The sequence below is a fragment of the Paenarthrobacter sp. 10L412 genome (genome assembly GCF_056395565.1).
The window spans coordinates 165,620-181,335 of sequence record NZ_JBFTJT010000005.1 but is presented as its reverse complement, the minus strand read 5'-3'; the positions used below and the strand labels follow the sequence as shown (position 1 = coordinate 181,335).

Sequence of the window (15,716 nt, the reverse complement as noted above, 5' to 3'; positions counted from 1 at the left end):
CGTCGTTGTGTGTGGAGGCAAATTGATGCCGTTGATTTCCGGCATTCAAGGGGATTGATGTGCTGCTCCTCACAACCTAGGGGGACTTTTGCCGAGCGTCAAGCAAAAGTTGAAATATGGCCGATAAACTTCTGCTGCATGACACGCATAAGCAATCGTGCTTCACTAATGGCATGACCTCAGCACCCGGACACCACGGCGGAAAAGACGCCCCCGCGCAGGACGCCGGTAACCTTTCACGTGCCGGGGACCTCTTCCAGCTCCTCCGGGACGGCCAAGCCCGGACTCGTGCTGAACTTGCCCTCACCACAGGACTCGCCCGCTCCACCGTCGCTTCCCGCATCGACGCCCTGATCGGATCCGGCCTCGTAGGGCCTGCCGGGGAGGCCACATCCAGTGGCGGCAGGCCGCCGTCCCGCTTTGCCTTCAACCCCGCCGCCCGCGTGGTCCTGGCCGTCGACGTCGGAGCGACCCACGTGATTGTTGCCGTCACCGACCTCGGTGGAAGCGTCCTGGCCGAACGCAGGCTGACGCAGGAAGTCGCCGAGGGCCCCGAGGTCGTCCTTGGCCAGGTCATCAACGCCGGACGTGCGCTGCTGACCGAAGCCGGGCGCGAACTTGGCGACCTCGCCGGCATTGGCATCGGACTGCCCGGCCCCGTGGAACACGCCACCGGACGGCCGGTCAAGCCGCCCATCATGCCTGGCTGGGACGGATTCGACGTCGTCCCTTACGTCCAGCGCTCGCTGCCCGTTCCAGTTCTGGTGGACAACGACGTCAACATCATGGCGCTCGGCGAACGCACCGCTTACTGGCCCGACCACGAGAATTTCCTGTTCATCAAAGTGGCCACTGGCATCGGCGCAGGCATCATCAGCAGTGGTCAGCTACAGCGCGGCGCCAATGGCACTGCCGGGGACCTCGGCCACGTCCGCGTGCCCCGTGGCGACGACGTCCTCTGCCGTTGCGGCAACTACGGGTGCCTCGAAGCGCTCGCCTCAGGTCCCGCCGTCGCACGTCAACTCAAGGCCCAAGGTCTCGAAGCCGCCACGGGCGCTGACGTTCTACGTCTGGTGGGGGAAGGAAATTTGCAGGCCATCCAGGCGCTGCGGCAGGCGGGGCGGGACGTCGGCGATGTGCTGGCCACCGTGGTCAACCTGCTCAATCCGTCCATGATCATCATCGGCGGCAGCGTGGGAGAGGCCGGCGAACACCTCGTTGCCGGCATTCGCGAAGTTGTATACCGGCGTTCGCTCCCGTTGGCCACCACGCACCTGCGGATCGGTATTTCCATGGCCGGTGATCGCGCTGCAATCCTGGGCGCCAGTCAGATGGTGACGCAGTACGTGCTCTCGCCGGCAGTGATTGAAGCCACGCTCCAAGCAGCGGGATAGACGCCTTTTGTGACGGGATGGCCGGTGATGGCGTGATAGCAATGAAGGTGATGAAAACGTTTCCCGCCACCTTCCAGCGCACCCCATGAGCCAGTTCCTCGCCAAGGTTCCCCGGGGATGGTTGATCCTGGCCTGCATTGGCCTGATCGCGCTCAACATGCGTGGGCCCTTTGTGGCGGTTGCCCCCGTGGTGGGTTCGCTGCAGGCCGACCTGGGATTCTCACCTGTTGAACTCGGCCTGTTGACCGGCATCCCTGTGCTCTGTTTTTCGCTGGCCTCGCCGTTGGCCTCCTTGGCGGGCCGGCGCCTCGGTGCCGAATTCGCGGTGATGCTTACGCTGCTTGGCGTACTGGCCGGCGTCGTGATCCGGTCCAGCGGCGACGGCGTGCCGGTGATGGTGGGGACCGTCATCATTGGCGTGGCTATTACGATCGGCAATATCGCCGTGCCGCTCATCATTCGCAGGGACTTCGCCCCACGGCGCCAAGCCACCGCGATGGGCGTCTATACGGCCGCCTTGAATATCGGATCGTTCCTTACATCCGTGGCCACTGCGCCGCTCGCTGAATGGTTGGGCTGGCGGCTTTCCTTGGCCGCGAGTGCTCTTCTGGCGTTGGCAGCCATCCTGTTCTGGGTACCGACTGTAGGATTCCGGCGCGCGCTGGTTCCGGCTGCGGTTCCTGCGCCCGACCGCTCTGCATCCGCTGCGGTTACGGGAGTGGGCTGGCTGACTGTCGGCCTGACGATTGGCTTCGCGGGCCAGGCGTTCTCCTATTACGGCATAACCGCGTGGTTGCCGAGCTTCCTGTCCGACGAGCTCGCCATGGGCACCGCCGAGGCTGGCGCCGGATCATCACTGTTCCAGATTTTCGCGATCGTAGGCGGATTGGGCGTACCTCTGTTGGCGCGCTTTGCCAGTACGACGACGGTTGCCGTCACCTTGAGTGCGTTATGGCTAACGGTTCCCGTGGGCTTGCTGCTGGCACCTGATTTGTGGTGGATGTGGTCCTCGATGGGCGGCGTTGCGCAGGGTGGCGGCATCACGGTCGTGTTCATCGCCATCATCAAGTTCGCGCACTCCCAAGCGGCCGCGGGGAAGATGTCCGCAGTTGTGCAGGGTGTGGGCTACTTGGTTGCAGCCTTGGCGCCAACGGTCATCGGCTACGTCCATGGTGTGTCCAGCGGCTGGACCGTGCCGCTGCTGGTGCTCCTGGGTTCGGTGCTCGCGTTCTGTGTGTGCGTTACGTTGTCCGTGCGCTGGGTGGCCCGGCAGCGGTAGGTGCGGGCCGCCGTCGGGGTGTGTCGGGTTCGCTGCCCGATTCGGGGGTACGCTGCGAGACGTGCCGTGCGCACGGCATGGTGTGCAGCTAACCATCGAAACGGAGCGAGTTGGCAGCGGTAGCTGGGTGCCGCCGTCGGGCTGTGTCCGGTGCGCTTGCCCGTTTCGGGGCTGGCTGCGTATTAGACGGTAGGAATCGTCTAGCGCGCAGCAAGCCATCGAATGGGCGGGCCGGTCTCCGTTCGCTGCCCGTTTCGGGGGTGCGCTGCCGAACGTGCCGTGCGCACGGCATGTTGTGCAGCCAACCATCGAAACGGAGCGAGTTCGCAGCGGTAGCTGCGTGCCGCCGTCGGGGTGTGTCGGGTTCGCGTGCCCGATTCGGGGGTTGGCTGCGCATTAGACGGTAGGAATCGTCTAGCGCGCAGCATGCCATCGAATGGGCGGGCCGGTCTCCGTTCGCTGGCCCTTTCGGGGGTGCGCTGCGAGACGTGCCGTGCGCACGGCATGGTGCGCAGCCAACCATCGAAATGGAGTGAGCTGACCGCAGGTGGCATGGAGAAGCCCCGCTGCTGGGCTGCCTCCCCGACCATCGGGGTCACTTGTTGCGAAGAGTGCAGGCAGCCCAGCGTCGGGGCTTGGTTTGTCGCTACCTTTTCAGGTAAATGCACTAGGCGGCGACGAGTTCCTCCGCCGTGGCCTCTTCTCGGGCCTCGGTGAGGAAGCGGGCGTAGGCCGGGATGGTCAGGAAGGTGGGGAATTCCTCGGCCAGGGTGACTTCTTCGAAGATGGCGCGGGCGTCAGCGAAGCGGTCTCCGTCGAAGCGTTCCAGCCGGGCGAATTCCTCGTCCAGCATGTCCTGAACCCATTCGCGGCTGATGATGTCGCCGTGATCGGTGATGGCGTGGGAGTGGATCCACTGCCAGAGCTGGGAACGGGAGATCTCGGCGGTGGCGGCGTCTTCCATGAGGTTGTGGATGGCCACGGCTCCGTTGCCGCGGAGCCAGGACTCGATGTAGCGGATGCCTACCTCGATGTTCAGGCGGACGCCGGCCTCAGTGATGGTTCCCTCGGTGCTGGCGATGTCGATCAGGGCGCGGTCATCGGGGGTGACGTCCTCGCGGGAGCGGTCCAGCTGGTTGGGACGGTCTCCGAGAACTGAATCGAAGACTTCGCGGCAGACCGGCACGAGGTCCGGGTGGGCCACCCATGAACCGTCGAAGCCGTCGTTGGCTTCACGGGTTTTGTCCGCACGGACCTTCTCGAACGATGCCTGGTTGGCGGCTTCGTCCTTGCGGTTGGGAACAGCGGCAGCCATCCCACCGATCGCCATGGCCCCGCGGCGGTGGCAGGCCCGGACCAACTGCTCGGTGTAAGCGCGCATGAACGGCTGCGTCATGGTCACCTGGCCGCGGTCCGGGAGTACGAAGCGCGGTCCGCGGGTACGGAAGTTCTTGATCAGGGAGAAGATGTAGTCCCAGCGACCGGCATTCAGGCCCGAGGCGTGATCGCGGAGTTCGTACAGGATCTCCTCCATCTCAAACGCGGCCGTGATGGTTTCGATCAGCACCGTGGCGCGGATGGTGCCCTGCGGAATGCCGAGCAGATCCTGCGCCAGGACGAAGATGTCGTTCCACAGGCGAGCTTCGAGGTGGTTCTCGATCTTAGGCAGGTAGAAGTATGGGCCCTTGCCTTGGGCCAGCAGGCGGCGGGCGTTGTGGAAGAAGAACAGCCCGAAGTCCACGATGCCACCGGCGATCGGCTTTCCGTCGATCAGCATGTGCTTCTCGGGAAGGTGCCAGCCACGCGGACGGACCACGATGGTGGGCAGGTCCTCGGCAGCCTTGAGCTTGTACTCCTTGCCCTCCGGGGACGTGAAATCAATGCGACGTTCCAAAGCATCGGTCAAGTTGAGCTGGCCTTGGATGACGTTGCGCCACGTCGGCGTCGAGGAATCCTCCATGTCAGCCAGCCAGACCTTCGCACCAGAGTTCAGGGCGTTGATGGTCATCTTCTTATCCACGGGGCCCGTGATTTCCACGCGACGGTCCTCCAAACCCGGAGCCGGCGGAGCAACGCGCCAGGAAGGATCGTTGCGGATGCCCTCGGTCTGCGGCAAGAACCGCGGATCCTGGCCGCTGGAAATCTGGTTCCGGCGGGCGTGCCGTGCCTGCATCAGCTCCTGACGACGATCAGCCGTAGCCCGGTGCAACTTGCCGATGAACTCAAGGGCGTCCGGCGTGAGGACCTCGTTCTGCCGGCAAATGGGCTGAGCGGTGATCGTGATGCCATTAATAGTGAAGTTGTCAGTGAAGCTGTTCATTTCAAAACTCCTAAGAAAAGGTTCGACGGCGGCACTTGCCTGGGTTGGTGGGGCCGGGAAGAGAAATCCTCCGCGTGCTATTCCCCGTCCCGGCCGCATGGCCTCGCGGGGCTCGGCCGACGTCCGGGACAGGGCCCCTTTTACGCACGCTTCCGGATTCCCCTTCCCGGCCGATGGCGGTGAGTGCCGCCGTCGTGCCCTGTGGTGAGCGAAGCGAACAGCTCACCTGGGCGTGTTGGTTAGTGGAACTGGCCCTCTTCGGTGGATCCCACGAGGGCGAGGGTGGATGCGTTCGGGTTGAGCGCTGTAGCGATGTCGTCGAAGTAGCCGGTGCCGACTTCGCGTTGGTGCTTGGTGGCGGTGTAGCCGCGGGACTCGGAGGCGAATTCCTTTTCCTGGAGTTCGACGTAGGCGCTCATGCCTTCACGGGCGTAGCCGTGGGCGAGGTCGAACATCGAGTAGTTCAGGGCGTGGAAGCCGGCCAGGGTGATGAACTGGAACGTGAAGCCCATGGCACCGAGTTCGCGCTGGAACTTGGCGATGGTGGTGTCGTCCAGGTGCTTGCGCCAGTTGAAGGACGGGGAGCAGTTGTAGGAGAGCATCTGGTCCGGGAACTCGGCCTTGACCGATTCGGCGAACTTGCGTGCCAGTTCCAGGTCCGGGGTGCCCGTCTCCATCCAGATGAGGTCGGAGTACGGCGCGTAGGCCTTGGCGCGGGCGATGCAGGGTTCGATGCCGTTGCGGACCTTGTAGAAGCCCTCTGCCGTACGTTCACCAGTGATGAACTCCTGGTCCCGCTCGTCGACGTCGGAGGTGATCAGCGTGGCGGCTTCGGCGTCGGTTCGGGCGATGACGACGGTCGGAGTGCCGGCGACGTCGGCCGCGAGGCGGGCTGCGTTGAGGGTCCGGATGTGCTGCTGGGTGGGAATCAGGACCTTGCCGCCAAGGTGGCCGCACTTCTTTTCCGAGGCCAGCTGGTCTTCCCAGTGAACGCCCGAGGCGCCTGCGGTGATCATGGACTTCATGAGTTCGTAGGCGTTGAGCGGGCCACCGAAGCCGGCTTCGGCGTCGGCGACGATCGGGACGAGCCAGTCTTCAACGGTCTTGACGCCCTCGGCGTATTCGATCTGGTCTGCGCGGAGCAGGGCGTTGTTGATGCGGCGGACAACCTGGGGTACCGAGTTGGCCGGGTACAGGGACTGGTCCGGGTAGGTCTGGCCCGAAAGGTTCGCATCAGCGGCGACCTGCCAGCCCGACAGGTAGATAGCCCGGAGGCCGGCCTTGACCTGCTGAACGGCCTGGTTGCCGGTCAAGGCACCCAAAGCGTTGGTGTAGCCACCCGTGGGAGCTTCCTCGGTGAGCTGCTTCCAGAGCTTTTCCGAACCGCGACGGGCCAGGGTGTGCTCTTCGGAGACGCGACCACGGAGGCGGACGACGTCGGTGGCCGAGTAATCACGGGTGACGCCTTCCCAACGCGGGTTGGCGGACCATTCAAGTTCCAGCGCTGCTGCCTGCTGCTCTGCAGTCTGTGCCGATTCTGCTGGTTCAAATGATGCGGTCATTGCATTCTCCTAATATCCAAGCGGGGCTCCCCGGGCCGGCCTCCGCTGCGCCTTTGCTGCATCGGCCGGCTCACCCGGGGTCTGTATTTCTTTTTCGTAAGACCTACTTTTCTGCACTTACAACAGGCTTTCTAGAGGAGAACTATGGAAAGAAATGCACTTCTTCGCGTATTCTCAAGAAATGTCCCCTGTGAGCTGGAATCGCGAAGTCGCGCCGCCGTCGTCGTCCACGACGTCCCCCGAACTGGACGTCATTAGCCTCGGCCGCCGCGTGCGCCATCTGCGCAAGCAAGCCGGCCTGACGCTGGACGACTTGAGTGCCGCCGTCGGGACCGCGCCAAGCCAGTTGAGCCTGATCGAAAACGGTAAACGCGAACCCAAATTGGGGCTCCTTCAGCAGCTCGCCGCGGCCCTCAACGTGAGCATCGATCAGCTGTTGGGGGCCGAGCCGCCCAGCCGCCGCGCGGCCCTGGAAATCGAGCTGGAACGATACCAACGCGGACCCCTGTACGAGTCCCTGAACCTGCCGAAAATCCGCATCAGCTCGCGGCTTCCGCTGGATGTGCTGGAGTCGCAAGTGGGGCTGCTTCAGGAGCTCGAACGCAAACTTAACGAGCAGGTCGCGACGCCGGAAGAAGCCCGCCGCGCGAACGGCGAGTTGCGTGCCATGATGCGCGAGCGCGGTAACTATTTCCCGGAGTATGAGGCCGAGGCACAGAAGGTCCTCAAAGGGGTGGGCTACACCACTGGGCCGCTCAGCCAGCATGTCATTGCGGACATCGCGGAGAACCTCGGATTTTCGTTGCACCACGTGGGCGATTTGCCCCATTCCACCCGGTCCGTGACGGATTTGAAGAACCGCAGAATTTACCTAACGCAGAACCAGCGCCAGGATCACGATCCGCGTTCGGTGCTGCTGCAGGCGCTTGGCCATTATGTCCTGGGGCATGAAACTCCGCGGAACTACGGCGATTTTCTGGCACAGCGAGTGGCCACCAACTACTTCGCCGCGGCTCTGCTGTTGCCCGAGCATGCCACCGTTGAATTCCTCCAAAAAGCCAAGGCAGCGAAGGAAATCGCTGTGGAGGACATCCGCGATGCTTTCGCTGTGTCCTACGAGACCGCCGCCCACCGCTTCACCAACCTGGCCACCAAACACCTGGGCATCACCACGCACTTCCAGAAGACGCACCAGTCCGGCATCATTTACAAGGCCTACGAGAACGACGGCGTGACCTTTCCGCAGGATCACACGGGCGCCATCGAGGGGCAGCCGTCGTGCAAGGCCTGGACGTCGCGGGCAGTGTTCGACGTGCCGGACAAGTTCAGCGCGTACAGCCAATACACGGACACGCCCTCCGGTACTTATTGGTGCACGGCCCGAACCGAGCGCTCGGCTGCTGGTGAATTCTCTTTGAGTATTGGCGTGCCGTACCAGCATGTGAAATGGTTCCGTGGGCGCGAGACGACGGCCCGTGCCACTTCGACCTGCCCTGACCCGAACTGCTGCAAGCGGCCACCTGCCTCACTCGCGAAGGAGTGGTCCGGCAACGCCTGGCCGTCGGCGCGGGCTCATTCGCACCTGCTCGCAGCGATGCCTCCGGGCGCGTTCCCCGGCGTGGACGAGACCGAGGTGTACAGCTTCCTGGCGGCCCACTCCGAGCGCTGATGCTCTCTCACGTCCTGCCCGCTTTTCACCGATGCTCTATCACTTCCTGACAACATTCGGCAATCCTTCTCTCCCTTCCCGTGAGTTCTGCTGCCGAATGGAGCACGATGTGAGTACGACACTCGCGGGCAAAGGGGATGCACATGATTCGAGTCCGGAAAGCGGCAGCGGTAGTGGCGGCAGCTGCTCTGGCGATTGGCTCCGCAACGGTAACGGCCTGCGCACCACAGCCTGCCGACGTCGGGCTTCTTAAGGCCGACGGCGTCACTCGCGTTACTGTCCAAACGGCAGACTATCCAGCCCAACTTGAGGCGCTCCGTGCGTCCGCGCGAAAGCTCGGCGCCGCCCTACTTGCCGATGGTGGTGACGCCACGGATGGCAACGTGGTGTCCTCGCCCGCCAGCCTGCTGATCGCGCTAGGCATGCTGCGGGCCGGTGCTTCCGGGGCTACAGCGGCGGAAATGGACAACGTCCTTGGGCTGCCCACCGCAGATCGCGACGAAGCGATGAACGCGTTGCTCGCGTCCCTGGAGAAGTACGACGGCGATCCCGGCTCGGTGGACGAAGAGAACCCGCCGCGCAAACCCGTATTGCACTCAGCCAACGGGATGTTCGTGGACAAAGGCGTGCCCACCGGCGAGAATTTCCTGGCCACCCTCGCCAAGCACTACGGCACGGGCGTCTACCCGGTCTCCTTCCAGGACGAGGCCGTGACCAAACCCGCCATCGATCAATGGGTGAGCAAGAACACGGGTGGCAGGATCAAGGAAGCGCCGGCAAAATATGACCCCGACAACACGCTGAGCCTGCTCAACTCTCTTTACTTTGCCGCAGCCTGGCAAACACCCTTCGACGCCAACGACACCACCGAGCGGCCCTTCACCAAAGCCGGCGGGGAAGAGATTTCCGTGCCCACCATGCACGCTGCCACCAGCATGGCCTACGCCGAAGGGGCGGGCTGGAAGGCAGTTGACCTGCCCTACGCCGAAGGTTTCGTGATGCGATTGGTACTGCCCGACGGCGGTCCGTCGGGTTCCGCGGTTCCGGCGGCGGTCCCGGCTGAGGTGCTCAGTCAGGCGGACCTCCAGCTGACCGGTGGGGACCATGAAATGGTTCAGATAACCCTGCCGAAGTGGGACCATAAGACCGCCTTCGATCTTCGGAAGGTCTTCGAGTCGTTGGGCTTGAAGGAGATGCTCGCCACCGACTCCGACTTCGATTCGATTCAACATGGGATGTTCCTGACCCAGGCCGCGCAGGCAGCCAACATCACGGTTGCCGAGAAGGGCACTATCGCTGCCGCGGTGACCCAGATCAATGCCGACGCCTCAAGCGCCTTGATCCCCGAACGCGAGATCACCCTCGACCACCCGTTCCACTACGAGATAGTGCACGTTGAAACCGGCCTGCCATTGTTCACAGGTTGGGTTGCTGATCCCCGCTGAAGAGTGATGTGAGAGAGCGTCCGGAAGAAGGCATCAGGATGTGAGAGAAGGTCGGCCGGAACGCGCCCGGATGTGAGAGAGCGATGGCTATGGAACCAGCCGCGCCACCAGCACTGCCGCAGCCTCAACAACGTCGTCCGCCTGTCGCTTGGATGAACTCAAGGCGACCTCGTGTCCGGCCAGAGTGATGATGTCCGTGATGACCGCGACCGTGAGCTTTCCCAGAGTGTCATCGCTGGCTCCCAGCAGCACGGAGTTTTGGCGGACCCACTCGCGTCCACGTTCCCGTCGCAGTACCTCGAACCCCGGGGGAGTGTCTCCCTCGATGAACACCCGCTCCAATGCGCGGTGCGTCCAGGTGTAATCGAAATAGCTGCGGCTGCCGACGTTGAACAGTGCCAACGGATCGTTCTCGCCTGACTTGCGGGCCTTGGCTACAGCAGCGGCGACGAGCCTTTCATGTTCGTTTTGGTAGTCATCCCACAGGGCCAGGAAGAGTTCGGTCTTGCCCCCGAAGTGGTGATACAGGCTGCCGACGCTTGACCCGGAACGGGCCACGACGTCCGAAATGTTGGCATCGGTGAAGCCGTGCTCACAAAAAACTTCCCTGGCCGCATCCAGGAGGTTTCTTCGGGTGGCGGCTGTCCGCGTCCATTGCCACGAGCCGGCATGGACTGCCGCGTTGGAGGTTTTCCGAACCAAGGATGCTCCCTTCGCCGCGACATGCAGTTTGCCGGAGTGTCGTCGGGCTTCTTTCTGGAATCGTACCTTCACCAAGTCCGAAACCAGAAGCAATCAAACCCCTTGACCATCAATCAACTAAAGGAAAGAATCTTAGAAGCTCGTTCTAGAAATATGTGTTGCAGTATGTATCCGAATGCTGCGATTTTTGACGTCAAACGCCCCGAAACCCGGGTGCCGTTTTTACCGTCGCGCTGCAACTGGTTGAATCGCTATGAGAGAGCGCCAACTGGTCGCACGCCAAACAAAGCCAGAGAGGAACGCGGCCTGATGTCCGTTTCAAGCAAGTCGTCCGGGATCACGTCGAACAGGTGGTTCAAGCCCGTCGTCGTTACCGCCATAGCTTTGGTGGTGGCGCTGGTCCTGGTGCTCATCGCGCAGTGGCTCCGGACGCTGCAACCCGTGCAGCAGTTCCTGGTGGACTACCCCGGACACTCAGCGATCCCCGAAGGCACCCCCACGGGCTTCCCGGCCTGGCTCGGTTGGCAGCACTTCCTCAACATGTTCTTCCTGGTCCTGATCATCCGCTCTGGCTGGCAGGTACGGACCACCACAAGGCCGCCGGCTTACTGGACCCGGAACAACAAAGGCTTCATCAAGACCAAGAACGCGCCGGCCAAGATCAGCCTGGATCTCTGGTTCCATCTCACGCTGGATGCCTTGTGGGTGTTGAACGGCATCATTTTCATCGTCCTGCTGTTCGCGACCGGCCAATGGCTGCGGATCATCCCCACCAACTGGGACGTCTTCCCCAACGCCCTGTCCGCAGCGCTGCAGTATGCCTCCTTGAACTGGCCCATTGAGAACGGCTGGAACAACTACAACAGCCTTCAGCTCCTGACGTACTTTGCCACCGTCTTCATCGCCGCCCCGCTGGCCATCATCACCGGCCTTCGGATGTCCGGTGCGTGGCCGAAAAAGGCGGCAATCAACAAGTTCTACCCGATCGAACTCGCCCGCCAAGTCCACTTCCCGGTGATGATCTACTTTGTGGCGTTCGTGATCGTCCACGTCACGTTGGTCCTGGCCACCGGTGCGCTGAACAACCTGAACCACATGTACGCCTCGAACAACGATTACAGCTGGTGGGGCTTCGGCATTTTCGCCGCCTCAATCGTCTTTACGGCGGCCGCCTGGTTCCTGGCCCGCCCGCTGTTCCTGCGCCCGGTCGCCTCACTGATGGGCAAGGTCTCACGCTAGCGGGACCCGCCCTGCCACAGGGCATCGAACGGAGCACCTGAGGACACGCGGTTCTGGATGCCGGCTGTTACGAACGCCTTGGCGGTGCGTGCAGCTTCCAGCGGAGTAGCGCCCTTGGCCAATTCAGCGGTCACGGCCGCAGCCAGGGAGCAACCGGCACCCGACACAGCCACGTCGCCAACCTTGGGACTGCGCAGGACTTCCAGCGTTTCGCCGTCGTAGTAAACGTCGACGGCGTCAGGGCCTTCCAGCCTCACCCCACCTTTGGCGAGGACTGCTGCGCCGCTGATCTCGTGGATGCGAATGGCAGCGGCTTTCAACGATTCTTCGTCCGTGATGGTCAATCCGGACAGGGATTCTGCCTCGAAGTGGTTTGGGGTTACGAAGGTAGCCAGAGGCAGGATCTGCGCTTTCAATGCGTGGTCGGTGTCCAAGGCGTGGCCCGGCTCCTGTCCTTTGCAGATCAGGACCGGATCAAGGACCACGTTCGCGAAAGAGCCATCGGCCAACGCCTTCTCCACCGTGCTGATGGTTACCGGACTTCCGAGCATGCCGATCTTCACGGTGTCCAAAACCGAGGGTGCGCCGGAAGCGGGACCGTAGGCCGCCGTCGTGGCTTCCAGTTGGTCCGCGATGACTTGCTGGTCAACCGGAACAAAGCGGTGGTTCCAGCTGTCCTGAGGGTTGAAGGAAACGATGCACGTGAGGTTCGCGATGCCGAAAACTCCCAGTTCCTGGAAGGTCTTGAGGTCGGCCTGCGCGCCAGCGCCGCCGGTCGCTTCGGAGCCGGCGATGGTCAGTGCAATGGCAGGGGCAACGGCTGAAGTCATGTCTTCCATCTTGCCAGCTGCCCGTCGGGGAGCCGATTTCGGCCCGGCTAGCCGATTTTGCCCGCGCCGTTAGGGCGGCGGCGCACGTAGCCCTTAGCCGTGCAAGCGGCGGTAGGCTGCCTCGGCGGCTGGGTGAAGGGGCACGCCTGCGGTGTTGATGAGCGTCTCAGGGCTGAGGAATTGCACTCCGGTGCTCGTCTTCGGGACCAGGTCCTGAGCTCGTTCCACAAGGAGTTTCACGGACTCCGAAACCAGGTGGTCAGCGAGGTCGCTGCGGCAAAGGAGCAGGTTGGCCACGCCCACGGTCCACGTGGCTGCGGCGTCCCCGTAGCTCTTCGCGGGGATCAGGACGCGGTCATAGAAAACGCCGAATTGTTCGCGCATGGCCTTGATGTGCTCGGAGAGGTCGATCAGCCGAAGGCCAATATCATTGGCGGTTGATGCGATGGCAGCGGTTGGCACGCCGCCGGACCAGAACAGGGCATCAATGGACCCGTCCCGCAAGGCGGCCAACCCTTGGTTCAGGCCGAGATTCACCTGCCTGAGGCCCATGTCTGCAGGAGCTGCAGAGATGATGCGCGGAACGGTCAGCGACGTCCCCGAGCCTACTTCGCCAACACCGGCGGTCTTGCCAGCCAGGTCGGCGAAGGACCGGAGAGTGCTGTCCTCGCGCACGATGCAGTGAACGTAGTTTTGGTACACCTTTCCCAGCGCCACAAGATTCCCGCCAGACTGCCGGGCGGCTGCAGCCTGGGCGGCTGCGTCCGCGAGGGCGACGGCGAACGTCGCCTCGCCGGACAACACCCGCCGGATGTTCTCCAGGCTTCCGCCGGTGGTCAGCGGCATGGCGGTTTCGGCTACACCCTCGCGTTGGAGCAACTCCGCGAACAACGTTGCGAACTCCAGGTAAAAGCCACCTGGTTCACCGCCGGCGACCGTTAGCTTTTGCGGCTTCTCCTCAGGCGTGCAAGCGGTCCAAGCCGGCAGCAGTAGCCCAGCCAAACCAGCTGACAGTCCGGTTCTGAGTAGAGCCCGCCTTGACACGATCCTGCTATTCATCCCGGCCTCCGGGCGCTTGCTGAAATTCAAGACGGGCCGTCAACCCGTGCGGTTCTCTTCCCTCAAGCACAAGCTCAGCATCGTTCGCATGCGCCAAACGGTCCACGATCGTCATGCCCAGGCCGTTCCCTGCGATCCTGCTGTGCTGCGGCGCCCGCCAGAACCGCGTTGTGGACGCGGTGCGCTGCTCGGCGGAAAGCCCGGGACCGTCATCGGAAATCTCGACGGCGACCCCTCGTCCCGTCCGTTTCATTGCCACTGTGATCCGGGCGGCGGGAGCGTACTTGATGGCGTTGGCCAGAAGCTCACCCACCATATGTGCCAGCTCGTCCGGATTGCAGGCGAGGTGGAGCGGTTGCTCCGGCTGCGCCAGCGTGATCGTCGAATTAGCGCGCTCGGCAGCTGGCATCGCCCGCTCCACCTCTCCTTGCAGGATGGGGAAGGGATCGATGACGGTGTGGTGTTTGTGCTCAGCTTCCTGCTGCACGCGCGCCGAACCCTCGAAGGCGCGGTGTTCCGCCGTCGCCAGCTTCAGCACGCCGTCGAGAATTGCCTCCACGCGCTCAAGTTCAGCCACTACCCCGGCCGCGGCGGCTTTCTCGGGCTCGGACTTCAGCGCCAGCTGCAGCAGATCGATCCGGAGCCGCAAGGCGCCCACCGGGTTCCGTAGTTCGTGCGATGTGTCGGCGATCAGTTGGCGCTGCGAATCGATGCTCTCGGTGACAGTGTTGGCCATCGCGGTGAACGAACGGCTCAGCTCCCGCAGCTCGGGCGGACCGGCGTCGGGAAGATGGCTCGTTTTGCCGGTCGTTTCAAGTTCGTGGACAGCGTTGCTCAGGCGATGGACCGGCCGCAGGACCCAGCCGGTGAGGCGGGCCGCTGCCAACAGGAGGAGCGCCCCGAGCGCCACTGCGGCAAGCCCGACGACGAGCCACCGCTCCCGCAGTTTCTGCCGGGCCGCTTCCGGGTTCACTTCAAGGACAGCCTCACCAAGCACCTGGCTGGCTGTGCCGAAGGACCTTGAGATAACCTCTGTCCCGGATCCGAAGGGCCTGAGCGGGCTGAGCGTGGTGTCGCTGAGGTTCAGGCTGGCGCGGCTCAGTGCCTCACGGACTTCGACCCGGTCCTCGTTGAGCCCGCCTGAGCGCACTGTCTGCTGCTGCAGACGGATCAGGATCCCCTCACCGTAGAGCTCGGAATAGCGGTCCATTTCGCGTTGCAGCTGGGTGGTGTCGTTGTCCAAGGAAGCGTCGTTTGCGAGCTGGGCGAAGCGGTTCAATGACGTGACGCGATTGATCTGGAGTTCCTGCGTGAGCTCCCTGCTGGCCGACGTCAGGATCACGCTGGACACGGTGACCACTATGAGCACTGCGATCACGCTCAGGATGGCCAGGACACGGATTTTCACGGCTGCTCGACGCGGTAACCGACCCCGCGGACGTTGATGATGAAGCCAGGTAGTTGGAGCTTGGACCGGAGGCCGGTGAGGTGCACATCGAGGGACCGGGAATGTGCGAGGAAAGCATCACCCCAGAGGGCATCGAGGATCTGTTCCCTTGTCACTACTGATCCCGCATTCCTTGCCAGGAGGCTGAGGAGTTCGAACTCTGTTGCGGTCAGGGAGAGCTCCCTTTCGCCAACAGATGCCATCCTCCGGTCCAGGTCCACACTGACGTCTCCCACCACAATGCTGTGGGGTGCCGTCTCCCCGGCACGGTTGGTACGGCGCGTCACTGCTTCGATCCTTGCCAGCAATTCAACGAGCTTCACGGGCTTAACCAGATAGTCATCCGCTCCGGAGCGAAGGCCCAGGACCACGCTTCGTTCGTCGTCGCGCGCCGTGAGGATCAGAATGGGGACTTGCGTGACCTGTCGCAGTTTCCGTAGGACGTCCAGGCCGTCCAAGTCCGGCAAACCGAGATCGAGCAGGATCACTTCGTGGTGCCGATGCCCCAGGAGTGCGTCCTCGCCGCGGGACACCCTGGTGGCTTTGTGGCCGGCGGATGCAACGGCAGCGCTCAAAGCGGACGCCATGGCGTCGTCATCCTCGACGATGAGCACGTGCACTGTGTGATCCTTTGCCGCTTGTGGGTTGGTGGGTTGGTTTGGGCCCGATGGCTGGACGATTGGAGGCCCATGGTCCTTTTTGGAGATTACTCCCTTCCTGCCGGATCCGCCTTCCAGCGCCCCGCGCCCTCGGTTCCCGATCCGCCGTCG

The 15,716-nt window shown here is 63.2% G+C and carries 12 protein-coding genes; 5 read left to right on the top strand and 7 right to left on the bottom strand.

Features of this window, described 5'->3' with window-relative positions; all coding sequences use genetic code 11:
- Positions 1–173 precede the first annotated feature (173 nt).
- Both AC1DD7_RS07480 and AC1DD7_RS07475 read left to right on the top strand, forming a co-directional pair.
- On the top strand, positions 174–1,394 hold the full coding sequence (locus AC1DD7_RS07480) for an ROK family protein (protein ID WP_477514448.1): 1,221 nt from the start codon (positions 174–176) through the stop codon (positions 1,392–1,394).
- Positions 1,395–1,479: 85 nt separating this feature from the next.
- Positions 1,480–2,673, top strand: coding sequence for an MFS transporter (locus tag AC1DD7_RS07475; RefSeq protein WP_477514447.1), 1,194 nt, complete (start codon positions 1,480–1,482; stop codon positions 2,671–2,673).
- 667 nt (positions 2,674–3,340) lie between these two features.
- Here AC1DD7_RS07475 and aceB read toward each other — a convergent pair.
- The gene (gene aceB / locus AC1DD7_RS07470) at positions 3,341–4,993 is read right to left on the bottom strand and encodes a malate synthase A (protein WP_477514446.1); all 1,653 of its coding nucleotides are present in this window, start codon (positions 4,991–4,993) and stop codon (positions 3,341–3,343) included.
- Positions 4,994–5,232: 239 nt separating this feature from the next.
- Positions 5,233–6,555, bottom strand: a complete 1,323-nt coding sequence (gene aceA / locus AC1DD7_RS07465) for an isocitrate lyase (protein WP_224094253.1) — start codon at positions 6,553–6,555, stop codon at positions 5,233–5,235.
- A gap of 154 nt (positions 6,556–6,709) precedes the next feature.
- Here aceA and AC1DD7_RS07460 point away from each other — a divergent pair, with 154 nt between their 5' ends.
- The gene (locus tag AC1DD7_RS07460; RefSeq protein ID WP_477514445.1) at positions 6,710–8,224 is read left to right on the top strand and encodes a helix-turn-helix domain-containing protein; all 1,515 of its coding nucleotides are present in this window, start codon (positions 6,710–6,712) and stop codon (positions 8,222–8,224) included.
- 143 nt (positions 8,225–8,367) lie between these two features.
- A complete protein-coding gene (locus tag AC1DD7_RS07455) occupies positions 8,368–9,669 on the top strand; it encodes a serpin family protein (protein WP_477514444.1) in 1,302 nt (433 codons plus the stop codon).
- An 87-nt stretch (positions 9,670–9,756) separates the two neighbouring features.
- On the opposite strand, the gene AC1DD7_RS07450 is transcribed toward AC1DD7_RS07455, so the two are convergent.
- A complete protein-coding gene (locus tag AC1DD7_RS07450; protein WP_477514443.1) occupies positions 9,757–10,371 on the bottom strand; it encodes a TetR/AcrR family transcriptional regulator in 615 nt (204 codons plus the stop codon).
- Positions 10,372–10,680: 309 nt separating this feature from the next.
- Between AC1DD7_RS07450 and AC1DD7_RS07445 the strand changes: the two genes are divergently transcribed.
- Complete coding sequence (locus AC1DD7_RS07445) at positions 10,681–11,610, top strand: cytochrome b/b6 domain-containing protein (RefSeq protein ID WP_477514442.1); 930 nt, start codon at positions 10,681–10,683, stop codon at positions 11,608–11,610.
- Here the strand turns inward: AC1DD7_RS07445 and AC1DD7_RS07440 are convergent.
- The 4 genes from AC1DD7_RS07440 to AC1DD7_RS07425 all read right to left on the bottom strand — a co-directional run bounded on the left by AC1DD7_RS07440 (position 11,607) and on the right by AC1DD7_RS07425 (position 15,566).
- Positions 11,607–12,440, bottom strand: a complete 834-nt coding sequence (locus tag AC1DD7_RS07440; RefSeq protein ID WP_477514441.1) for a hydroxymethylpyrimidine/phosphomethylpyrimidine kinase — start codon at positions 12,438–12,440, stop codon at positions 11,607–11,609. The two genes, AC1DD7_RS07445 and AC1DD7_RS07440, sit on opposite strands and share 4 nt — an antisense overlap.
- A gap of 93 nt (positions 12,441–12,533) precedes the next feature.
- A complete protein-coding gene (locus tag AC1DD7_RS07435) occupies positions 12,534–13,499 on the bottom strand; it encodes a TAXI family TRAP transporter solute-binding subunit (protein WP_477514440.1) in 966 nt (321 codons plus the stop codon).
- Positions 13,492–14,907 carry a sensor histidine kinase gene (locus AC1DD7_RS07430; RefSeq protein ID WP_477514439.1) on the bottom strand — a complete coding sequence of 472 codons (1,416 nt, stop codon included), beginning with the start codon at positions 14,905–14,907 and terminating at the stop codon, positions 13,492–13,494. The genes AC1DD7_RS07435 and AC1DD7_RS07430 overlap by 8 nt, the downstream gene beginning before the upstream one ends.
- Positions 14,904–15,566, bottom strand: coding sequence for a response regulator transcription factor (locus AC1DD7_RS07425; protein ID WP_477514438.1), 663 nt, complete (start codon positions 15,564–15,566; stop codon positions 14,904–14,906). The genes AC1DD7_RS07430 and AC1DD7_RS07425 overlap by 4 nt, the downstream gene beginning before the upstream one ends.
- Positions 15,567–15,716 lie beyond the last annotated feature (150 nt).